General features: G+C 67.3%; 13 protein-coding genes and 1 pseudogene. 6 read left to right on the top strand and 8 right to left on the bottom strand.

The window, feature by feature from the left end; translation table 11 throughout:
* Position 1: 1 nt before the first annotated feature.
* On the bottom strand, positions 2–676 hold the full coding sequence (locus ACFV0O_RS13250; protein ID WP_380340472.1) for a hypothetical protein: 675 nt from the start codon (positions 674–676) through the stop codon (positions 2–4).
* Positions 677–839: 163 nt separating this feature from the next.
* On the opposite strand from ACFV0O_RS13250, the gene ACFV0O_RS13245 reads away from it, so the two are divergent.
* Positions 840–1,547: a PIN domain-containing protein gene (locus ACFV0O_RS13245; RefSeq protein WP_380340470.1), complete on the top strand. Its 708-nt coding sequence runs from the start codon at positions 840–842 to the stop codon at positions 1,545–1,547.
* 371 nt (positions 1,548–1,918) lie between these two features.
* On the opposite strand, the gene ACFV0O_RS13240 is transcribed toward ACFV0O_RS13245, so the two are convergent.
* The 5 genes from ACFV0O_RS13240 to ACFV0O_RS13220 all read right to left on the bottom strand — a co-directional run bounded on the left by ACFV0O_RS13240 (position 1,919) and on the right by ACFV0O_RS13220 (position 11,490).
* Positions 1,919–3,097 (bottom strand): hypothetical protein, encoded by a 1,179-nt coding sequence (locus tag ACFV0O_RS13240; protein WP_380340468.1) that lies wholly within the window; start codon positions 3,095–3,097, stop codon positions 1,919–1,921.
* A 416-nt stretch (positions 3,098–3,513) separates the two neighbouring features.
* Positions 3,514–4,662 carry a Wadjet anti-phage system protein JetD domain-containing protein gene (locus ACFV0O_RS13235; RefSeq protein WP_380340465.1) on the bottom strand — a complete coding sequence of 383 codons (1,149 nt, stop codon included), beginning with the start codon at positions 4,660–4,662 and terminating at the stop codon, positions 3,514–3,516.
* Entirely contained in the window at positions 4,659–9,119 is a 4,461-nt protein-coding gene (locus tag ACFV0O_RS13230) for a hypothetical protein (protein ID WP_380340462.1), read from the bottom strand. The genes ACFV0O_RS13235 and ACFV0O_RS13230 overlap by 4 nt, the downstream gene beginning before the upstream one ends.
* A gap of 17 nt (positions 9,120–9,136) precedes the next feature.
* Positions 9,137–9,949, bottom strand: coding sequence for a hypothetical protein (locus tag ACFV0O_RS13225; RefSeq protein ID WP_380340460.1), 813 nt, complete (start codon positions 9,947–9,949; stop codon positions 9,137–9,139).
* Entirely contained in the window at positions 9,946–11,490 is a 1,545-nt protein-coding gene (locus tag ACFV0O_RS13220; RefSeq protein ID WP_380340457.1) for a hypothetical protein, read from the bottom strand. Before ACFV0O_RS13220 ends, ACFV0O_RS13225 begins: the two co-directional genes overlap by 4 nt.
* 360 nt (positions 11,491–11,850) lie before the next feature.
* On the opposite strand from ACFV0O_RS13220, the gene ACFV0O_RS13215 reads away from it, so the two are divergent.
* Positions 11,851–14,877, top strand: a complete 3,027-nt coding sequence (locus ACFV0O_RS13215; protein ID WP_380340454.1) for an ATP-binding protein — start codon at positions 11,851–11,853, stop codon at positions 14,875–14,877.
* A 29-nt stretch (positions 14,878–14,906) separates the two neighbouring features.
* Positions 14,907–16,079 (top strand): two-component system response regulator, encoded by a 1,173-nt coding sequence (locus tag ACFV0O_RS13210; protein WP_380340451.1) that lies wholly within the window; start codon positions 14,907–14,909, stop codon positions 16,077–16,079.
* 450 nt (positions 16,080–16,529) lie between these two features.
* On the opposite strand, the gene ACFV0O_RS13205 is transcribed toward ACFV0O_RS13210, so the two are convergent.
* Positions 16,530–18,044, bottom strand: coding sequence for a recombinase family protein (locus tag ACFV0O_RS13205; RefSeq protein ID WP_380340449.1), 1,515 nt, complete (start codon positions 18,042–18,044; stop codon positions 16,530–16,532).
* Positions 18,045–18,172: 128 nt separating this feature from the next.
* Here ACFV0O_RS13205 and ACFV0O_RS13200 point away from each other — a divergent pair, with 128 nt between their 5' ends.
* The gene (locus tag ACFV0O_RS13200) at positions 18,173–18,322 is read left to right on the top strand and encodes a hypothetical protein (protein ID WP_380340447.1); all 150 of its coding nucleotides are present in this window, start codon (positions 18,173–18,175) and stop codon (positions 18,320–18,322) included.
* Between the two features lie 1,028 nt (positions 18,323–19,350).
* Positions 19,351–19,581 (top strand): annotated as a pseudogene (locus ACFV0O_RS13195) (IS5/IS1182 family transposase); the annotation flags it as partial.
* Here the strand turns inward: ACFV0O_RS13195 and ACFV0O_RS13190 are convergent.
* Positions 19,556–20,575 (bottom strand): ISAs1 family transposase, encoded by a 1,020-nt coding sequence (locus ACFV0O_RS13190; protein WP_380340444.1) that lies wholly within the window; start codon positions 20,573–20,575, stop codon positions 19,556–19,558. The pseudogene ACFV0O_RS13195 and the gene ACFV0O_RS13190 overlap by 26 nt on opposite strands.
* A gap of 1,288 nt (positions 20,576–21,863) precedes the next feature.
* Between ACFV0O_RS13190 and ACFV0O_RS13185 the strand changes: the two genes are divergently transcribed.
* Positions 21,864–22,148: a LuxR C-terminal-related transcriptional regulator gene (locus ACFV0O_RS13185; RefSeq protein WP_380340441.1), complete on the top strand. Its 285-nt coding sequence runs from the start codon at positions 21,864–21,866 to the stop codon at positions 22,146–22,148.
* Positions 22,149–22,335 lie beyond the last annotated feature (187 nt).

The raw sequence follows: 22,335 nt of genomic DNA, 5'->3' as shown, positions 1-22,335 counted from the left end.
GTCAGGACCGCCTCGTACGTGTCCGCCGTCCAGCGTCACCCGGCATGGGATGGAAGAAGCCGCCGTCGCGGCGCAGGGTCAGAATCGCGGTGCGCAGCAGGTCCCGTGCGCTCTCCTCGCCGGCGCAGTCCAGAAGGCTGTAGGTCTGGCCAAGGACCAGGTCGAGCTTGCCCGTGTCCTCATCGCCCAGCGGCAACGGGACCAACGGGCCCGTCGGCGCGACGCGCACCGGGGTGTACAGCGGGCGGCCGGAAATGAACTCATAGGGACGCAGGCTCCATCCGTCCGGTGCCAGAAGCCGGTTCAGCTCCTCGACGTGCCCGGGCGCCTCCTCGACGTCGGCCACCACCTCGGGATGGACCACCCGGGCCAGAAAGGCGAGCAACACCTCATCCGCTCCGCGGAAGAGCTCCAGCCTGGGGTCCTCGAAGATCCAGTCGTCAGGCAGGTCGAAGTTGTTAAACCGGTGCTGCTGGATATCGGCGCGGACAGTCGGGAGCTGGCTGCTCTCCGACGGCGGCAGGTCCAGGTCGTAGAGGCCCTCCAGAAACGCGACTTCGTCCAGTTTTCCCCACCAGGGCCTCGACATCCCGCGCAGGTACTTGAAGATGTCTTGCCGCGTCACCGCCGTGATATCGGGTCGTGCTTGTGCCGGGGCGGGGTTACTGGACGTCATGCCTCCATAATGGACGGCCGGGATGCCAGGAGGCGGACTATCGGGAGATTCCGTTCTCGCGCGGGCATCAAGGAGTCTGGAAGGCCGGCCGCGAGAACGCCGCAGTGTTTCCAGCGAGGCCAAGGTGTCGGCAACGGTCTGCCCATCCTCAACGTCGCTTCAGGTGAGGGCAAACAACGCGGTCGAGCGGCTGACCAGCCAGCTGAGCGAGCGGGAGATCGAGCGCCTCGTCTTCACCCGCCGCTACGAGCACCTGCTCGCCGGAGCCGCCGACTTCGGCTCGGGCTCCATGGAGAGGTTCACCAACAGCCTCGTCCGGCTGGAGTTGCGGCAGCGGCAGATCGCGTTCGAGGAAGCCGTACGCAGGCTTCAAGAGGCCATCAACCGAGGGCCTCAGGCGGCCCTGACAGTGGTGTTCGACACCAGCATGTTCATCGAGCACCCGCAGGAGCTTGAGTACATCGACTGGGCCGCTCTGGTGGGTGCGGAGTTCGGCACCGTTCACCTCATGGTACCCATCGTCGTCATCGATGAGCTGGACCGCCTCAAGGAGTCCACGAACAAGCACGTGCGCCATCGGGCTCGTCGCGCCCTGAAGGTGATCGACGGCCTCTTCCCGAAGGGGGATCGGTGCTACACGATCCTCCGGAAGGGCGACGGTGGGCCCGGCGTGGCCGCTGAGATCCTGTTCGACCCGCCGGCGCACACTCGCTTGCCGATCGCCGACGATGAGATCGTGGACCGGGCGCTGGCCGTGAGCCCGGTCGTCGGCGGCCGGATGAAGCTGTTCACCTACGACGTCGGCCAGTCGAGCCGAGCGAGGCACGCCGGGCTCGACGTCGAGAAGCTGAGCACACCGGAGGACGCGTAGAGACGCGGTCTCGCGGTCTGTGTCATCCTGTGCAGCCCAACCAGGCGAGAGGGCGCACAGGGATGACGGCCCTTGAGATGACCAGCCACGACCATGTGAGCCACTCGCCCCGGGCGGACGGCACGTTCGCGACCGAGCTGACAGCGCAGGGGGCATCGGCTGGCCGGCGCCGTAGGGCAGCACGGGCAGGCGATGACCGAGCCGGAACACAGTGCGCTGCGACTGACAGTGTGTCCCATGTGGTGGTCGGGTCGCTGAATCGGTCATGGGGAGTGGCGGGTGGGGCTGGATCCTTCCTGACGGCTTGTGGGGTCTGGTGGTGCTGGTGCTGCCAGCGGCCTGGGTGCGGCCGCAGGGCGGTGGGACGGCGCTCAGCCGCCCTGGACGAGGCCGTCAACAGCCGTGGGGCCGCCTCCGGGAACGTAGCGGGGCCGCCCACCGGCACCCATGACGTGGAACGGCTTCCCGCGGTCATCGACGACCGTGGTGCCCGGCTCTCCCTGCTTCACCCAGTCCAGCTCGATCGTGAACCAGCACTCGTCCGACGTGTCGGAGATGTTGAGGACGAACACCTCCGGGTCCGCCGCTTCGATCCGGAACGGGAACTGCGTGAGGGGCTTCGTCCCCTGGACGGCTATGACCTTTGGAGGCGTCGGGTCGAGGTCGACGTCGAACGGGCGCTCGTCCTGGCCTGCGCCGCAACCGCCCTGCCCGAGAACGATGCCCTGCTTCGGCAGCGGCCCGCGTTTGACGATGTTCACCCGCACGCCCATGAGGAGGACCGACTCATGGGACGATGTCTGGGCGGTGACCTCGATCACCGGCTTCACCGGGGCTGACGCCACCAGGGTGGCGCCGTCCCAGGGCGCCCAGTTGGTCCGCTTGGCCTGCACGAACGCCTCTCCGGGTGCCTGTAGCGTGTAGTACTCGGGACAGGCCGGAACGAGCCGGCCCTGGATGTGGACGTCTCCGCCGGAACTCGGCCACAGGGTCGTCGCCGCGCCGATCGCGAGGGTCGGCAGGATGCCGAGCCAGCCGTACCGCCGGACCATCCGTGCCACCGAACGCGTCGGCTTGCGGTCCGAAAGGCCCGAGGAGGAGCTCCCGGCGAACGGATCGTAGTAGTGTCTCCGCACATGGTCGGCTTCCGGCCTCAGCAGCCTCGCACGCAGGGCCGTCTCATCCCAGAGCTCTATCACGAGGCCATGGGCATGCTCGTTGCGCCGCTTCCAATCGTCCCACCACTTCGCCGTCGGCGCGTCCATGTTTGACGGCACGCACAACACCCACCGCTGGACGGTGTGGCCCTGCTCCCGTGCGGCCTTCACGGCCGCGTTGAAGGACTTACGGATCTGGCGCCGGTGGCTGTCTCCGGCGGTGGCGGGGAAGAAGTACTTCGCCTGCCAGACGGTGACGGCACCGTCGAGGTCGCCCGCGAAGGCGTCGATGCCCCAGTCCCCCGGGTTCGCCGCGATGATGCGGACGCCGGGGGTGAGCGCGAGTGCGAGCTGGCCGATCATTGCCTCGAAGTCGTCGCGGGCGCCGCCCATGCCTCCCGTCCGCACTTGGTGGGTGGCGAAATTGACGGGTGGCACGCCAGCCCCCGCCGTCACCCCTCTGTTCGGCACGGTCCCCCCTGAAGCCCGAGACCAGACGGCCCACACCCGCGGTGCACGCTGCGCGCGACTCACGGAGTGCAACGGGCGATCCCAGTCGACGATCTGATGGATACTCGCGTTCACTGGCCGCGTTCGGACGCCTCGGTTGTGAGCCGCCATGCCACACATTCAACAGCACGTCACCGACACTCCGGTCCCGCCGCCGCGAGGCCCTGGCCCTGGGGGCAAGGCCAACCGGGATAGCACAACTCACCCTTCAGGACGTGATCTGAGGAATCCGCCTGACGTCGAGCTCGTCGAGGCCGCCCTCGGCCAGTGGGGCGGCCTCGACGAGACCGTGCGGCGCCTCAGGACGCGACCGAAGAGTTGTTGCCGCCCGCGCCTCGTGGGGGAGGCTCGGAGTGTGGGCGGGAGGTCGTTGGTGCCAACTCCCGGATGGTGAGCCACTGAGTGTCTTCGAGGTGGTGGTTCTGGTTTGCGGCTTCCTGGGCGACGCGGTCGCCTGCCGTGAGCATGGCGAGGGCTTGATCTTGCAAGGCGGGTGGTAGCCACTCCACGAGCAGCCGGGCGCGGCTCGGATCGATCTCGAGTGCGGTGTTGCGAGGGCGGGTGAGGAGGAGCTGGTAGCAGCCTTCTGCTGGTTCAACGGGCGGTAGGCCCAGGAGCGTTGCGGTAATGGAGGCCCTGGCCGGGATGGACAGGCCGTCCGCGTCGAGATCTCCGTAGTAGAGGATGCGGTGGATCTGCGGGAGTTCGGTGATGCTGGCAACGGTCGCTTCGAAGGCGCGGCCGGCGCCGAATGCGATGTAGCCGATCCGTCCGGGCTCGCGTTGGAGCAGGTGGCGCAGGGTGGCGAAGGTATCGCTGTTCTCGATCACGAGTATGGTGTCGCCGTCTCCGAGGTGTCGGTAGGCGAGCGGTGGGGCTTCCCGGTAGGTCGCGAGCTGGTCGAGGTCGAGTCGGCCCGGGCCGAAGAGCGCTCCGCCGATGAGGCTGTCAAGGCGCTTCTCGTCGTTGAAGATCTCGTGGGATCGTTCGCGCAGGGACAGGGGGCGGCGGGCCTGCGCTGTGCTACTCGTGTCCCGAAACCACCGGTTGATCGCGGTCAGGATGTTCGTCTGTGTGGTGGTGACGCGCGCGGTCGATACCCAGCTGAGCTCTGGTCTCCATGACCGCGCATCTCGGGGGGCCGAGGGGGCCGGGTGGTGCCGGACGATGCGGACGGCGTCGGGCAGTGGGGGGCGCCCGGCGTCCCACTTCGCCGGGTTGGAGGGCAGGGTGAGGAGTTGCGCGTCGGCAAGCTCGATGAGCAGGGTGGCGAGGCTTTGGCGGCTGTTGCCGCTGTGGGACAGACCCGGTAGAGCAGAGGCGAATGCCTCCGTCAGGGCTGTGCGAGAGAGCGTGCCGCTGCCGGGGGTCCTGGCTTGCAGGGTGTCGTTGAGCCTGGTGGCGGCTGGAGACAAGGGTGGCACCGGGCCGTCGTGTGGCGTGGTCATTGTCCGGCCTCGGTCTTGGTGTAGAGCCGGGCGGCGCTCAGGTAGCCGGCGGGTTCGGGGGCCTCGGGATCGGGTGTGACCCGTGGCCTGGGGAGCAGGGATGCGCGCACGCGTTCGTCGATGCGGACGAGGGACAGTCCGCTTCGGGCTTCCGTGTCGTTGCGCAGTTGGATGCGCAGGGGGAACCGCAGGGTGGCGTTGTCGTCGCTGAGTCCGGTGGTGTAGAGCAGCTGGATACCGAGTGCTGTGGCCATCTCCTGCTGGATCTGCATGAGGTAGTCCGCGTTGGCGCGGCCGATGGGGTTGTCCAGCATGAGGAGGCCGCCGTGCCGAGTGCGGCTACGCGGGCCTGGTGAGGTTCGCAGGGCGGCCAGCGCGCAGTACAGGAGGATGGCTCCGGTGAGTTCTTGGCCACCTGAGAAGATCGTTTTCATGTCTTCCACGGGCACGTGCTCGATGGTGCGCGAGGCAGTTGGTTTGATCACCTTGGCGGTGAAGCCTCGTGGGACGGCGCGGTGGAGGCAGCGCATGACGACGTCGATTCCCTTGAGCCCACCGGCGTTGGGGGCAGTGGCCATGGTCTGGACTGCTTCGCGGACAAGTCCATGGAGCAGGGGCTGCTCCGGCGGCTGGTACTTGATCGTCAGGAAGCGCTGGTTCGACCATGGGCCGGCGTCGTCGGGGAAGACGGAGAAGGCGCTGGCGCGGTCGAGCTTCTTGAGCTCTTCGGAGACACGACCTGCCAGTTGGAGGACCAGGGCTTCGCGTACTTGCTCGACTCCGTTCAGCTGGGAGGCCAGGACAGCGGCGCGTTCAGTGAGAGCGGTGACGAAATCGGCGGCCAGGGGAGGGATCATTCGTCCGTCTAGGGCGGAAATCTGTGCGCGCAGGGGAATGTCGAGGTCGTGGTAGGCGACGTTGGAGACGGCGTCCTTCAGATCGGCTACGGCTCCTTCGACAGCTCGGTCGGCAGCGCCCTGCTGCTTGTGGGTTGTCGTGTGGAGGCTCACGGCTTCTCGGGCTTTGGACTCGGCGCCTTCGAGTGATCCAGGGTAGGGTGCGGCCTCCTGATCGATGGGCATGCCCTTGATCGCCGCCTCGAAGAGTGCAAGGACCGGGGCAAGGGCGGTGCGGCTACGCTCAGCCTGCTTCTTGGCGCGGCCCGCGGCATCGAAGGAGTCCCCGGCCGTCCGCGCTGCCCGGTCCGCGCTGCTCTTCAAATCTCCGGCTGTCTCCAGCAGCTTCTGGGCCTGGGCCCGGTCATGCGGGGTCCACTCCTGTGCGGCCTCCTCTTCCAGAAAGGCTTGGCCCTCTGCCGGTTGGGCTTGCTCGAGCTGCAGTTGGACACGGGCGCGCTCCGAGTTGAGAAGGCTTTCGTCGGTCTGCAGTCGCGTGGTCTGCTCGGTCATACTGCGCACGAGGGCATCTCGCTGGATGGCACCGTCCGCACGTGTGTCCTGCGCGAGGACCTGTGCTCGATCTTGTACAGAGGGCGGGACCTTCTTCCAGAGGGCCTGGCAGGTCTGGAGGTCGGCCTCGGCAGTCCGCGCGCGCTCGCGAAGGTCGTCACCGACCTCACGGGCGTGTAGATCGGAGGCGGCTTGCTGGTACTGCTGTCGCAGCACGGGCAGGGGGGCGAGCACGCCAGCCTGTGCCTGGCGGCGTTCGGCCTCGTCGGTGGCCGTGATCACCTCCAGCTCCCCGCTGTGTCTGGCCGCCTCCTGTTCGTGGTTCTCGATGAGGCGGGCACGGCGAAGGTTCTCGTCCTCCGCTGCGGAGCAGGCTGCTTCCAGCTTGCCGAACTCGGCGAGCCGCAGTGTGGTCTGGCGTTCGAGTTCGGCGATCCGGTCGGCGGCACGGCCGGCCTCGGCCTCGCTGTCGGCCAGCCGCTCCAGGTCGTCTGCCGTCCTTTGCTGGGCTGCCCACTGGGCGAGGACGTTATCGCGTTGCGACTCGGTCTCGCCCAGGGCAAGTTCGAGTTCCTGTGCTCGGTCGGAGGCCGCGTCGGCTGCTTCCCTGGCGGCTCCAGAGGCGGCCTGAAGGCTGCTCAGTTCCTCAAGGCGTACGTCAAGGGGAAGCTCTCCGATCTCGTCCTGCCAGTGGTCCAGGGCGGCAAGGAGTCGTGCCGTTGCCGTTCGGCGTGTCTCCTGCTGCTGGATTTCCTCGGAGGTCTCCCGGATACGCGTCTCGACGATCTCCCGCTCGCGTGCAGCGGCCAGTTCATCGTGCATGGCGGGTGTGGGCTCCACCACGGTGCGCCCCGCCTGGTCGCTGGGGGCCGTGTTGGCGAAGCGGTTGCCGGTTCCGATGGCCACGGCCGCTGCCGGCAGTGGGCGGAGCTCTTCCAGGAACTGGCGCGCCTTCTCCAGCGCGAACTCGTCGGTGACGATCACTCCGTCCACCAGGTCGGGGTGATCGGACACTGCCCGGGCGTGGAGGTCGGTCGGCAGGTTGTCGCGCATCCAGATCCATCCGGGATGTGCAGCGACTCCGTGCCCGAGCAAGGCGTCGCAGACCTCGCGGACGTGAGTGCGCGCGGGCAGCAGTCCGGCACTGGTGTCCAGGGCGGTCAGGTACTCCTGGTCTCTGTCCAGCTTGCGCCGTTGAGCTGTGAGGGCTCCTTCCAGGGCTGCATGGCGGCGGCTGGCGACGTCGTGCAGCGGCCCTGCCGCAACGGCGATCCAGGTCAAGGCATCATCGCCGGTCGCGTCGAGTTCTGTCTCCAGCAGCTCTGAGCTGAGGGGATCGCGCTGGATGTGCCGCGCCCTGGTCCGGAGCCTGTCGATCACAGCGTTCGCGTTGTCTGCAGCATTGCTGGCCGCGGACGCGGCGGCATCGGCGGTGGACAGTTCCACCCGGGCACGGGAAGCCCTCATCTTCGCGTCATCGACAGCTGCTTTCGCATCGTCGGCCTGATCCCCCAGGTCCCTTTCCGCCGTACGGGAGCGGGCAGCTGCGTCCGCCGCCGTCTCTCCGGCCAGCACGTCCCGCGATTCGCGCGCCCGCTGGAGGGCGGCTTCGAATTCGGCGACGAGCGAGCTGAGGTTCGCCGTCTCGCCCTCCGCGACACCGTCGAGCTTGCGCAGGTCGCCCATGCGGGCGCGCCACTGGCTGACGTCGATCCCGCTGGCGCGCGTGGCCTCCTGCAAGTCGCGGATCTTCTTACGGGCGGCCTCTTCTGCCAGCCGCAGGCTGATCCTCAGCCGGGCTGCGGCGTCATCGGCGGCCCTCGCATAGGGCGCGATGGCCCCTTCGGCCCGGGTCAGGTCGAGCTGGGTACTGTCGAAGGCATGGCGGGCAGCCGCGAGGGCCAGGGCCAGCGGAACTTGGGTCCAGCCGTCGCGTTCCTGTTCGACTTCGAGCCTCCTCGCCTCGGCATCCGTCCGCCTGGCTTCCAGGTCGGCCAGATCCAGCCGGAGGCTGTGCCATTGGACGTGTCGCAGCACGCGGTCGGCCGCGTCCTGTGCGCCCAGTCTCGTCCGGTTCTCGACATCCGCCTCCTCGTAGGCGGTACTGCAAAGCTCGACCTCACAGGCCAGTTGCCTGTCCCTGGCCAGGAGTGTCGAAGCCAGCGCCACGAGGTTCGTCGAGGCTTGTGCTGCCTGTGCCGCCTGCGAAAGTTGTGCCGTGTGGGCGTCGTCGACCTGTTGGCACTGGCGCTGCATCTCGAGGGCGAACGCGCGCTCCTTCTGCCAAAGCTGGTACTGCGAGACTGCCCCCGCGTACCCGGCGAACATCTTGCCGACCGCGTCGTAATCGGAAGCGTCGGAAGCCTTCGTGAGGAGCCACTCCACGAAGGCACCGGACGTGGTCGTAGTGAACGCGTTGGCGGCACCGCTCTCGGTAGCGTTCATCGCGCGCTGGACGTTGAACAGGTCGGGTTCGAGGCCGAGGCTGCTCTGGTGGGCTTCCCACTCCTTCTGGCCAGCCTCCTCCCGCAGGCCCAGTCCTTCATGGCGGGCCCTGAGGTCCCGCAGCTCGGTGCAGAAGTCGTCGAAGGAGAGCCAGGTGCCGTCATGGTGGAATGGCAGGCGATCCGCGGTGAGGGCCGCTCCGGGCTGGAAGCTGTAGAAGAGCCTGCTGAGGTTCTTGTCTGCTGCCGGCGCGAGGACCTGACCGGTGACCAGGAGCCGGCCGGTGCGCACGTCCACCCACTCCATCACGATGTGCGACGGCTGGGCGGGCGAGACGACGAACTTGCGAAGCGCCTCGAGATCCTTGTGACGGTAAGGGATGGTCGTGCACATGATTGCGGTGAGGAGCACGCCCTTGCCACCCCCGTTCTGCAGCATCACCAGGCTCGCGGGCGAGGGCCGATGGGGAACGTGGCCGGCGTCGGGAACCAGAGCGCCGGTCGATACCGGCTCTCCGACCCCGGACAGGTCGAGGTCGACGCACTCGTACCGGGCGTCGCGAGGGCCGAAGTTCCGCAGCAGGACGCGGTTCAACTCGTACACAGTGGACTCCCGTGGGGTCAGTCGGCGAGGGTTGCGGCGGGCGTGGGACCAGGTGCGCCGGGCGTTGGAGGGGCGGGATCACCGGTTTTGTCTCCGAGGTCACTGCTCGGCAGGCGGGAGATGCCCAGAGCCGCGAGTTCTTTGAGCATCTCGCCGGCTGCGAGCTCGCGGATCTGCACGCGGTACTTCACGTGCGTGACGTATGTGCCCTCGCCATCGCCTGGCACCTTGTGCATGAAGCCGTAATCGACCAAGTGCTTAAGCGCCCGCTCGACGATCTTTCGGCTGGATCCGAACGGCTCGTTGTCGCCCTTGGTCCTGCCCGTGGCGCTGCGCCGCAGGTACGCACGCCACAGGGCTTCCAGCCCCGGTTGGCCGGTCGGCGGGTCCTGGTCCTCACCGGCCGCGTTGATGCGCTGCTCGATCGCCAGAGCGTGTTCGCGCACGTAGTCGTCGACGGCGCTGACGGTGACACGGCCCACGAACTCGTCGTCGTCCAGGTCCTGCGGCCGGGGGAACGCGAGCGTAGCGATGGCGAGTTGGGCGAGCAGATACAACGGGCGGTCCCCGGTATTGGGCACCAGCTCGGTGACCGACAAGGACAGTGAGCTCTCCGCGGTGGTGCCCAGGATGAGTCCTGAGCGGTGGTCGACACCCAGGACCGTGAGATCGAAGCCCTTCGCCGCCATGTGCACCATGCGGGCATAGTCAGGGTCTCGGTGGTACCGCTGGACGAGTCTCGCGTACTCGCTCGATCGTGCCGGCGCTCTGCCGCGGCCCAGGGCCATAGCGATCATGCGGGTGGCGTCCGCCACGTCATCGTTCGTCATACCTGGTCCTTCATGGGTGCAGGGGCGCCGGGACGGCGGGGCGAGGGAATAGGACGGGCTGCGGGCGGACTTCCCGTGGCGTTGGCCGGGTCGGCCCGCACGCTCAGCACGAGGAAGTCAGATCCTCCGAACCGCTGGTCATCCAGCTCCACGCCGTCGTCGATCGCCACAACCGACTCCCTCCCTTCGGCCAGCCGGGAGACGGGGATGTTGCGGAAGAGCTCCTGGACACGTAGCGCGACCAGCTGATCGGTCCCCCACCGCTGGCTAGCGCCTGGCGGGTTGAGCCGTGCTTGCTGCAGGAGCGAGGACAGGCGTACCCCCGCCGCCGGCACGCCGGCGAGCATGTCTGCCACGTCCTGCTCCTGTTCTGCGGTGAACAGAGGTTCGTCGGCTGATTCGTCCCATTCATGATCGGTTTGAACCACAACCGGCTCCAAAGGCTGAATCTCGGTGACCCGGCACAGTGCGGCGAAGAAGTCGGGGAGGTAGAGCACGTGCGGGCGCTTGGAGCCGAAGGCCGCGCGGGCGAAGGCCGCCAGCGGCCCGATCGCAGTGTCTATCGGCAGCTCGAGGACCGGCCGCAGCAGCTGGTCCTCGAGGTGGACCCGTGTGTGCAGCGCGGGTACGACGAACACCTGCCGGTCCTGCTGTCGGCGGAACTCCGAGCCGAGCTCCATCAGCAAGGTGGTGAGCCCCGCGTGGCGGTCGAGGCAGTCGGCGAGCACGGCGTCCAGATCGATCAGCTGCTGGCGCTTCTGCTCGTCCTCGGTGATTGCGAGCAGCTCGCCCACCCGATGCTGCATGGCAGTCTCGGCATCGGAGCGCGCCTTGACATGCTCGAGGGCGAGTTCGACCTCCTCGTCGACCTGGTCCGCCCAGCTGATGGCGCGTACGCTGCGCTGCATGGCGGCCCTCCAGTCGGTGAGCTGCTTCGCGTAGCGCAGGCTCTGTCGGCGGGCGTGCAGTGCCGCCTGCAACGCGTCCTCGATGCGGGCCCGCTTCAGCATCGCAGTCAGTCGGGCCTCGGCCGCGATCTGCGCCGATGCGACGTCGATGTCGATCGCGTGGAGGAGGACATTGATCGCGGCCTCGGTCACCACCAGTGCGGCACGCCCGACCTCGTCGGGCACTTCCCTGAGGATCTGGAACGGGAAGTCCCTTACGGAGAAGCCTTCTTCGTCGAGGGTGCCGATGGGCTGTCGGAACGCACGGTCACGCTCCTCGACGTTGATCAGTCGCTCGGTGATCCACGTACCAACGGCCTCACGCTCGCTCTCTGTCCCTTCGGGCACCTGCAGAGCCGCGTATCGTGCGACTTCCTTGGCCACGGCATCCTGGCGAACCATCGTGCCCATGTCGCTGCTCAGGGCTACGAAGTCGACGGCCGCCAGAGCCAGTTCTGCGAGCCGGTAGCCTTGCCAGCCCCTCTCAGTCTTTGCCTTGCTGGAGTCGAGGCCGACGATCGGGCGAACCACAGCCAGTGCTTTCATCCGTGCGGTCAGGCTCTCGTAGGCCGCAGTCGGTTCCTCGAAGAACACTGGCAGGGCCCCCTTCCGTAGATGGCCGACACGAGGGCCAAGCTAGGGGGAGGGTCTGACAATACGTCATATTCGAACTGTCAAACGATTATTTTCGGCAGCTGAATCCTCCTGTCGGCCGGCACCCAAGCCAGTTGTCCTGTCGTACCGAAGCCGGCGGCCAACCGTAGCCGTTCCGGGTCGCGCGGCGGAGACGACCCGGCGGATCTCGCACATCGCCCGGCTGTGGACGAGACACCGCCCCTCGCGACAACTGCAGATCTGCTTGATCGCCTCTCGCTCGGAAGCCGCCGCCGGTACTGTCCTGCGTGAAGGGGACGGCTTCGAGACGAGACACGCGGCTCAGGATGTGGGGGACGGATGAGCATGGGCTCGGCCCGCGTTTCCAACGGGCGCCCGTTGGGCGTTCTGGAGTATGCCGTGGCAGACGGCCAGCATGACGTCTCGCCTGCGCTGGCCGTGCTTGAGGAGCTCGGGCTCGGCGATCCGGCTCCGGTATTCCGCCGGGCAGTCGGCGCGGCCCTCACCCACCCTTCCTATCTATACGAACACCCGACGCATCTGCCAGGGGTGACGAAAGGGCTGCTGGATACGCTCAACGCGCTCGGCTCCGCCTATCTGGGGAGGCTGGCGAGTATTCGGGCGTATCAGCGTCGCCCATCGTCAACCGCGGGTCAAATGGCCAAACAGGTAGGGCAGATCTTCCCGCAACTGCCAAGGTGGGCGGTGGATCAAGCATGGTTGGTGAGCTCGTGTCGGACGGGAGCCAGCTTCAAGGGACGCCCGTTGCCCCCGAACACGGTGGCGACGATGTTCCGCCAGTTGCTCGGCATGCTGTGCCTGGCCGGTGCAGAAGGCGTTGCTGAGGGGCTGTTGGAGGGTCTCGTCTCCGACACCGGTAATCCCCAGTCGATCGCCGAGCCCAGGATGGAGCTCGAGGTTCGTCTCGGCGGCCGAGACTCAATCAGCTACGAGTACCACCGCGAAGGTCCGGATCACGCCGCTGTTTTCACTGCCGTCGTAACAGACTGCAGGGGCCGTCAAGGAACTGGGGAGGCCAGCAGCAAGAAGGCGGCGACACGCAACGCCGCCCTGGACTTCCTCACCAGGCATCTACCTGAGGTTCTACAGGTTCGCAGCGACGGGCCGGCCCCGCAGGTGGTGCTGGGGGAGATTCCCGGAACCGAGGCGCATCGCACCGCAGTGCGAACGGTGCAGGACCTGTTCTCACTACCGGTGACGGCCCGACCCCTACTCGGGCAGGCACTCACCCACGCGTCTTGGGCCTACGAACACCGCCACAAGCTCGCGCCGTTGCACCAACGGGACAATCAAGCGCTCGCCTACATCGGATCCCAAGCGCTCCTCTTTGAGCAGTATCTGGTTCGAGCCGCGAGCGCAGCCCGAACGCCTCCAGACGTGTTCGTCTTCGACGCGGTGCTGAACACGACGTATGACTCCGCCCTACGGCTGTCCGGTCTCGCGCCGGCACTTCTGCTGGGGGTAGGCGAGGCAAACCAGGGACCTTCCGTGGAGGTGGGTGCAACAGCCTTCCAAGCTGTGATCGGTGCCGTCTTCATCGCGAAGCGCTTCCCGGCCTCTCTGGCATCAGAATGGCCGCTTGAGTGGTTCCCACTGTGGCGGACCATCACGGTCGAGGCGTCGCCGTACGATCCGGCATCGCTCCTCGACCGCACAATCAGCGGGATGCAGCTGCGGATTGGCTTCGAGTTCCGTCAGTCTGGGTTGGACCATCAGAAGCGTCACCATGCCACAGCCGTGCTCAGCAGCTCGGCGCTTGGCATCAGCACGAGGACCCGCGAAGGCACAGCGGATCTGGGCAAGTCCGCGGCACGGTTCACCGCGTCCGAGGTCGTCCTGAACGTCGTGGACATGCTGGCGGAGCGCCACCCTACGCGATCACTGATGGCTGCCTCCGATAGCGACCAATCCGCAGGCCGATTCATCCTCACCCATCAGGCCGCGGTCCTGGCCGGCCATCGCATCCCCTTGCCCCGATGGATCGAGGGACGGTTCTTCGGCCTGCACTGGGCCGGATCTCCCAAAGCTCTCGTTGGTTGGGCCACCGAGGCCGACCAACTCCTCTCCCGGGTGGTGGACTTCGAAGCGGACATCCACCACTTCGAGGGGATCTTTCGGGCCGCCCGTGACGCCGAGAGGGCGGACGGCCAGTCCCGAGGCATCGAAGTGGAACTCGCAGAGGTTATGGAAGTTCTGGAGCAGATCCAGGACCCCGCGTCGCTGAGTCGCAACCACCTCGACAGGCTGGTCCGGCTGTGTGACATCTACCGGTGCCTCGGCACCGAGGACCCCGCGCAATCCCTCGACGAACTCGTAGACGACTGGGGGATGTTATATCGCGGACGGCTGGACGTGGCCATGGGCGAGCGCGTGCCCGCCGCTCGGCTGACCGGCCGCGAACGGGCCATCCTGGACGCCCTCGCCGCCCTCGTGGTGAAACCAGCCTCGAAGGCATCCGTCGAACTGCTCGGCCAACGGCCACTGCGGCTACGATTCACCTCTGGTGGCGAGCTCGACCAGGCCGCCGTCGCCAGGCTATGCACCCTGTGGGCCAGCGTCACCAGGACGACGACCCTCGTACCCACTAGCAGCGGTGTCGACGTGACCGTCATCGGAGCACACGCTCCCCGCGATCCAGGACCCATCACCCGGGCTGCCCTCGCTTCCTTCCAACCCCTCACCGATCCCTACCTGGCTTCGGTGGCAGACCTGCTCCACGACCTGAAGAACCAGGTCGTCGCCGCGCGTCTGGCTACCTCCGCTCCGGCCGAAGGTCTCACTGCCCGGCTCGAGCAGCAACTGCAGGCCAGCCGACACCTAGACCAGGCCCATGCCTTGGCTCTGCGCCTCAGGGCAGCCACCTCCAGCCTGGGGCGGACAAGCAGCGAGACTCTCGATCTCGGCCCCTTCCTGCGCTCCTACGCCGCAACCGTCCTCTCACGCCTACCTGGGTCGATCAAGCTGTCGGTCCCCCCTGCCAGCGGCTCAGTCCACGTCGCGATGGACCAACGCGCGCTGACCGCGGTACTCGACAACCTGGTGGGCAACGCGATCGAGGCCATGCCCGACGGCGGTGCCATCACTCTGGAATGGACGGCCGATGAGTACGAGGCGGTCGTCGAGGTCGCGGACACCGGTCCCGGGCTTCCGGAGGAGGTCATCGCCGCGCTGGCTTCAGGCGACCGGATCCGCAGCACGAAGCCCGGTGGCAACGGGCTTGGCCTGTTGGGGGCACGTGCACTGGTGACTCGGGCGGGAGGACAGCTGACCGCTCTCCCTGCAGAGTCGGGGACCACCTGGCTCGTCACTCTCCCCACCGCGACAACGAACCTGGAGACGCAGTGACCCAACCCCTCGCAGGTGTACGCATCCTGGTGGCCGACGACCAGCACGATGTGGCCCGTACCCTGTGCGCACCGCTGCGGAAAGCCGGAGCGTGGCTGCGCTACGTCAGTGACGGCCAGACTGCACTCGACGAGCTCACCGCCCAACCGTTCGATCTCGCCCTGGTGGACATGAAGATGCCACCTGAGGACTGGGGTGGCGTGTGGCTGCTCAGCCAGTTCGAGACGGGCGGGCAACGCGTTCCCGCCCTCGTGCTCTCCGGAGAGGGCGCCGGGCCGCAGCTCAAGCAGGCATTGCGGCTTGGCGCGGCCGACTGGATCTACAAGGAGGACGCCGGCGAAGAACTGCTCGACCGGTGCGTCACCATCCTCGAAGAGCGCTTGGCGCAGGCCCTCAGCGCTGCCAGCAACCGGTTGCCGACCCCGATCGCCTTCCGCATCGCCCGATACATCCGGACGACCGACCTTGACAAGCAGTTGGCCGAAGGGCTCCACACGCTCGAGTCCATCCTCCGTCTCGCAGCCACGGTCGGCCTGGCCACCACGCCGCCAGCACCGCTGCGCGGGATCACGCCCGAGCGTCTCGCCGCCCCCAGTATGGGCACATGGTTCGACATGTGCACTGCGCTCGCTGACGCTCCAGGCGCGGGCGCCGGTTTCAAGCGGCTGTTCTCCTGGCTGGCCCCGGACTCGGTTGCCCGTCGGTCCGTCCGGGAGTTCATCACGATCCGCAACGACCTGGCCCACGGCCGGGCAACTGCGCGCCGCGCCGATCGTGATCGTCTCGACGCTTTGCTTCGACGCTTCGCGCACCGCGCGACGTCATACGGAAGCTTCGACCTGGCAGTTCCGGCTTCCATGACGTTCGACGGCTCGAAGTATGCGGTAGAGGTCCTCGTCTTCCGTGGCACGGGCAAGCCGATCCCGGACAAGGTGTTCACACAAGGCCCGGTCGTCGGCGGAACAGTGCTGCTTCTCGACACCGACGCCGAGCCTGTCACGCTCGCACCGCTGCTGACCTCCATCATCGCGGAAGCATCAGGGACTATTCATTGCCTCCAATTTGACGGCCTGCAGCGGGGCCGAGGCGGCTTGGGCCCCGTCACACCCCTCAGGTACAGCAGGGCTAGCGAAGGCGACGAAGCGATGGCCGAGTACCCCATCGCGACCTGGCCCGCACTGGCACAGTGGACCGCCCTCTGACGTACCGATACGGCGAGGCGCAATGGCCCACGGCACCTCCACCCCCTGTACGTCGCGATGGACGCGGAGCTGGACGAGGGCCGCGCAGTTGCCTGAGCCTGCGGTCTCCACGGCGAACTACGGGACTGCTGACGGCCGCGCCTACCAGGTGCAGGTCGCCAGCAAGCCGGAGCGGAGGGTGCTCCGCGCGGACAGCAAGAAGGTGTGGGCGGACGGCTTCCGCCCGGCAGACGGGGGCGCTGATCGACGCCAAGAACGTCGGCAAGAAAGGCTGCAGCCCGCGACCGCCGGAAGGCCTGTAGGAGGGCAAGTTCAACGTCCAGTTTGTCCTCGGGGACGACGAGTCCGAACTCGACCGCTACAAGGCCGCGATCGACAGCCAGGCCAACCACGCCCAGTACCTTGAAGTCGATACCCTAGACGACGCCACCGTCGGCTACTTCACCCGGCCTACGCCGAGCTGCCAGTGCGCTCCAGCTTCGGTACTCGTGCTTGGAGTTCGGCGGGTAGGTACCAGCCTTCGATGGTGGGTGTCATGTAGAGGCGGGCTTTGAGGCCGAGGAGGAGCTGGCGGCGCCTTTCCTGGTCGGCCTGGGCCCAGGCATCCGCGAAGGTCTCGCCGGTATCGACCTCGACCCAGGCGGAGGGGCGTTGTGGGAGGGCGGAGAGGCGGCGGCGTTCGTCGACGAGGGTTTCGAGGGCTTCGGAGTACTCGTCGTCGCCGCCGGGGTAGTCGAACAGGTTGCGGCGCTTCTCCTCACGGAGATCCTTCATGGCCTGGGTGACGTGGTTGAGCTGTTCGGTGTGGTCCTCGCCGGGGATGAACCTGCGCACCGTCATCGCCAGCCCGGCCAGGCGCTCAACCAGCACGCTGATCGCGGCGGTGACGCGCTCGCCCTTGACGGACTGGCCCTTGCAGGCGGGTTTGCCGGCCGTCTTCGTGCAGCGGTAGTACTCGTAGATCTTGCCATTCTTGGCGAGGTTCACCTGCCGGTAGAACCGGTCACCGCAGCGGTCGCAGTGCGGCACACCCAACCAGGGCGAGGCACCGTTCGAGCGCTCCTTCGTGACCGACCGCTCGTCCATCGCGGCCTGGACCACAGCCCACTCCCCCTCGATGAACAGCGGCTTGGCCATCCGGATCGGCAGGCCCTTCGCGTCGCGGGCGATCTTGCGCGCCTTCACGGAGCGGCCGGTCAGCTTCAGGCCCATCGTCGCCGGCGAGCGCAGGATCTTCCCCACGCTGGTCGGGTTCCAGTGGTTCGACGGCGGCGCCTTGCGCTTGCTCGTGTAGCTGTCGCCCTGGTTCTTGTACGCGTGGGTCGCCGGGGTGTCGAAGCCGGCGGCCTCCAGGGCCGTGGCGATCATCCACTGGCTCTGCCCTTCCAGGAGAAGCTTGCCCATGTAGCGGACGGCCTCGGAGGTGACCGGGTCCGGCTCCAGGGTGTGCCCACCGCCAGGGCGGTCGACGATCCGGTACCCATACGGTGGCTGCCCGCCGGCCCAGCGGTCCGTCTTGCGCAGGTGCTTGTGCGCGGCCGTGACGCGAGCCTTGATCCGCTTGAGCTCCATCTCCGCGAAGATCGACGCCAGCATCAGGAAGACCTTCGCCAGCTCGTTCCCGAAGGACGACTCCCGCCCCTGCCGGTAGTCGAGGGTGATGCCGTCGTCGGTGAAGACCAGGACCTTGTGGTTCTCCTCCGCCCAGTGCGCCACGTCCGCGCAGTCCTTGGCCGAGCGGAACGCCCGGTCGACCTTGGCCCACACCAACGCGTCCCACTCGCTCTGGCGATCGGTGAGCCACGGGCCCAGGTCCGGACGCTTCCACGGTGTAATTTCCGCGGAGACGTCCAAGTCCTCGAACGACCCGACGATCTCCCACTCCTTCGAGACCGCGTGCCGGGTCGCCGACTCCGCCTGCACCAGGTGCGAGACCTTGCCCTCATCCCCGTGCGTGTCCGACACACGCGAACCAACCACCGCCCGAACCGGCACCGAAGCCGTCATGATGCTCACAGGAGGTCCCCTACCGCCCAGGCCAGCGAGCACCCTCGAACAGGCTGCACTCGAACGGGTGGACCTTTTTCGAAAAGGTGTCGTTCCGCTGGCGCATCGACCTAATCGTCACTACTGGAAACCTCGCCAAGAAGTGCGTCGAGGCCTACGTCGAACGCGCCGAGACCCACGCCGAGCGCTGGTCCGACCACGCACCGGTCACGGCAGTGTTCGATCTGAACAAGTAGGCAGCAGAAACGGGTAGTTCGACAGAATCAAGAGGCGGCCCCGACGCGCAGCATTCCACACGTCGGGGCCGCCTCTCGGTAGCAAATACGCCAGCGGCGAAGGAAGTCGCACGGCAATCCCGGAGTGGATTTTTCAGCAAAGCGATTCACGTGACCCTGCTTCCACAAGCGAAGCACCTGTCCGCCCCAGATCAGCTCCCCCGACGATCCAGACCCGAACATCCCTCTAGATACGGCCACCGCCCGCAACCCCTTGACCCCCAGTCGCCCGGCCATAGCCATCGCTGCACGTCAGACGGTAGACAGCCCGCGCTGTTCGTTCACCGAAATGGACCTCAGAGACGGTGGTGAACGACGCGTGGTCCCCAGCGAGTCCCCACGACTCGGTCTCGGCTAATCCAGGGAGCGATCGCCACTCTCGTCTCAGGGTCCAGCTCGGCACCGCACCGGAACTGCGATCCTGGCCGCCCAGGAGGGCAACCGCCGCCACCCTCCGGCGCTGGGTGCGCGGACAGCGCGGCATCACGTTGCGATCCTCGGCCGCCCGGAAGAGCGACCGCCACCGGCACCGGGCAGATCACCGCTGCCTCGTCCAGGACGTTGCGATCCTCGGTCACCCCGGAGAGCGACCGCCACGCACATCGCGGCTCCGCGCGGCAAGACCCTGTGGGTGTTGCGATCCTCGGCCGCCCCGGAGAGCGACCGCTACCTCGGCGGCCTGCACGTACGCTTCGGTCTCATCGACGTTGCGATCCTCGGCCGCCCCGGAGGGCCACCGCCACACTGAATCATGGCAGCGCCACCCCCGTACACCTTGCCGTTGCGATCCTCGGCCGCCCCAGGGGGCGATCGCCAACGCCGGGTGCAGCCGGCGCGGTGGTGCTGAGTGACCAGTTGCGATCCTCTGCCGCGCCAGAGGGCGACCGTCACTCCTCGGCCTGTACCGAGTCCCAGATGAACTCCTTGCTGCGATCCTCGGCCGCCCCAGGGAGCGACCGCCACGGCCAGTTCAGCCAGTACCCCAGCGTGGGTGCATGGGTGTTGCGATCGGCGGTGAGGTGGCCGGGCGCTCACCGGTCGACCGCGGCAAACAGGGCTTGAAACGTTCGGGCATGACGGATGGTTACGGAATTCCGCTCGGCCGGGTCCTGGCCGGAGCGAACCGCCACGACTCCCCGCTACTCGCGCCGACCCTGGACCTGCTGGACGACCTCGGACCGTTGCCCGACGACATTACTGTGCACCTGGACGCCGGCTGGCGTGCCGGATGCCGGCGGCGATGTTGAGGTGCCATGCAGCGCGGAGGGTGTTGATCGCCAGGTTGCGGAGGGTCGCCATGTTGTCGGGGCCGTGGCCGGTACGGATCTTCGAGGCGTCCTCGGCGAAGGTGGTGTCACGGACGAAGTGGAGCCGGTTCTCGATGGTCCACTGTGACCTGGCGAGTTGGCCCAGGCGCTGGGGCGACGCTTGATGCGAAGTCAGGTCCGTGATCGCGTAGACCGTCTGGCGGCTGACCATGCCGGTCTTGAGGTCGGTGCGGTGGCGCAGGATGCGTACGGCCTGGGCGGCGTGGGGGAAGTCCAGGCCGAGATCAGTGACGGTGAGGGCCCTAGTCGCTCGGGTCTCCCTGCGGCCGTGGCCGATCTCGCGGTCGTAGCGGCGCGCGGTGACGTCCTTTTGCGCCTTCTTCTCCTCCACCAGGAAACGCACGTGCGCGCGCTGGGTGTGCAGGGCGTCGGCCGTGACAGTGACCCCGGTCAGGTCGTAGGGCGCCAGCAGCGCGGCGAAGCAGGTGATCTCATTGGTCTTGTCGGCAACCCGCAGCTGGGTGACGGTGCGGCCGTCGCCGGTCATCGCGGCCAGCAGGTGGGCGGCAGGCAACTCACCGTTCCGGGAGCCTCGGGCGGCCTTGCCGTCGACGGCCACCGAGTCCGAGCCGGCAGGATCAGCGCCGGTCAGGTCTGCCAGGCCGCCGGGGCAGACCAGACCGACAACGCGCCGGATCGTGGCGGCACTCGGTGCGACTCGCACGCCCAACGCCCCCACGCCCCGGGCACCAAGCCGGGCCAGGGCGTGCTGCGGAGCGTTTGCGGACCACTGGCCGATGGCCGCGTACGAGCGCGCGCCAGCGACTACCGCCGAGGCGGCAACCAGCAGTACCGCCACGAACGGGTGACGCACCTCGCGCCGCCGTCGCGGATCGGGCAGCACCCGCAACCGCTCCACGAGCGGCAATCCCGCCACGCCGTCCACCGCGGGCGACTTGGTCCGGCAGACGGTGGCAGACTGGCGACACATCGAAGCTCCGGTGGTTCAGGGCGACTTGGCAAGGTCACCCCGTTCAACCGGAGCTTCGTTGCATTCGTGACGGCCAGGCCCGCACGCCTCGCACCGCCACGACCAGCGGACTCACATGATCACCGGGACTTTGAAACGCCCCTGCTGCGTGGACCGACCTGCCAGGACGGTTCGGATCCTGGAAGGGGGTCTAGAACTGGCTACGGACCTGGGCGCGCACGGCGTCATGGCGCATCCGCGGCCGGCGGCCGTCCGGCAGTACCGTGACGGCTGCGAGGTGGATGTGGTGCACGACGTGCTGGACCGCTACCCACCGCTACCCCGGCTCGCCCTGCGGTGCCAGGCCGGTGTTCCGGCGATCACCCGGGGCGCCGGCTGCCCGCCAGGATGAACCGCCAGACCCTGGCTCTACGTTCTTTCCGGTAGTGGTCAACAGAGATGAGACGTACGGAAAGTGGTGCGCATGACCCAGCTGGAGCGGAACTGCCCAGCGGCCCTGCTGCTGCTGCTCGGGGGGCCGGTCACGGACACCGCCGCCGTGCTCGCCGCGGCCCGCGGCCTGCACGCCTGGGACCCGCGGCCTGCACGCCTGGGACCCGCGGCGGCCGGCGGTCGGACAGCTGCTGGAACACCTGCTGGACCACGGCGACGACGCCCGGGCCAGGTCTCCGCACCAGGGCCGGAACCAGCTCGCACCGTTCGACGACTCGAACGTCATCCCCATCCCGACGGCCCGCATCGAACGCCGACAAGCCGTCACCGGCCTCATCAACGAGTACCACCGAGCAAGCTGACCATCCGACAAACCCCCGGCTCACAGCCGGTGAAGCCATTTTGAAGCACTACGGGCCACTCGGCCTGGATGATCTTGCAGTGTTAGGAATTTCAGGTCGGAGTAACTCGCCACAGGCTCCGATGCACCCTCGTTAGACATGAACGGAGAGTGTCGTGCCGAAAACCCACACTACTCCGGCGGGAGAATTTTCGCCGACGTTATTATCAATAGCTTTGACCGGTCCTCACGGCGTCGGATCGATTTGCCCTTCCTGGCCGGAAGCCCAGCTGATACGCGAACCCCACGAGGTCCGTTCGAGCGATGACGTCCTTTTGTTTTACGGACCCGGCATGACCCAGGAAGTGCGGCGGTTCTCGATCGAGTCGGACGTCGAGCTGCCGCCTGTCACGACTGTGGGCTCCGCTTACGATCTCGTCCCAGCCGGGCCGTACGGAACGGACGAGTGCCATGGGTAATGACCAGAACGGCTGTGAAGTGTCCCAGCCGGTCGGCGGCTGCGTTCTCAGCTCGGTCCAGGTCAGGATCCTGGAGGGCATTGCGGCCGGCTTCTCCAGCGGGCGACTTTCGAGAGAGTTATACCTCAGTTCGAAGACCATCGACTATCACGTCCGCGTCATGTCCGACAAGCTGCAGGCGCCGAATCGTGTCGCGTTGGTTTCGAGGGCGTTCGTCCTCCAGATTCTGCGAACAGATTCATGGCCCCCGCGCATTGCGCATGAAGCTGTGGATTAATGCCCGGCGGTTCGCGAGATCGTAATCCGCACGTTCTGCACGAACTGCATTTTGTGTCATGTTTCCCGGACGTTTACTTTATCTCGCTCCTTCTGGCCAGGTCGGAGGTCAGACGCTGACCGGCCACGAGTGCGCGGGCCAAGCCGTGACCTGGCTCGGCGATCTGCTGCAACGGGCGTCGATGTCG

It is taken from the genome of Kitasatospora sp. NPDC059577, assembly GCF_042735475.1.
Lineage (GTDB): Bacteria > Actinomycetota > Actinomycetes > Streptomycetales > Streptomycetaceae > Kitasatospora.
Note: the sequence above shows the minus strand (reverse complement) of the source record. Positions and strands in the feature narration are given on the sequence as shown.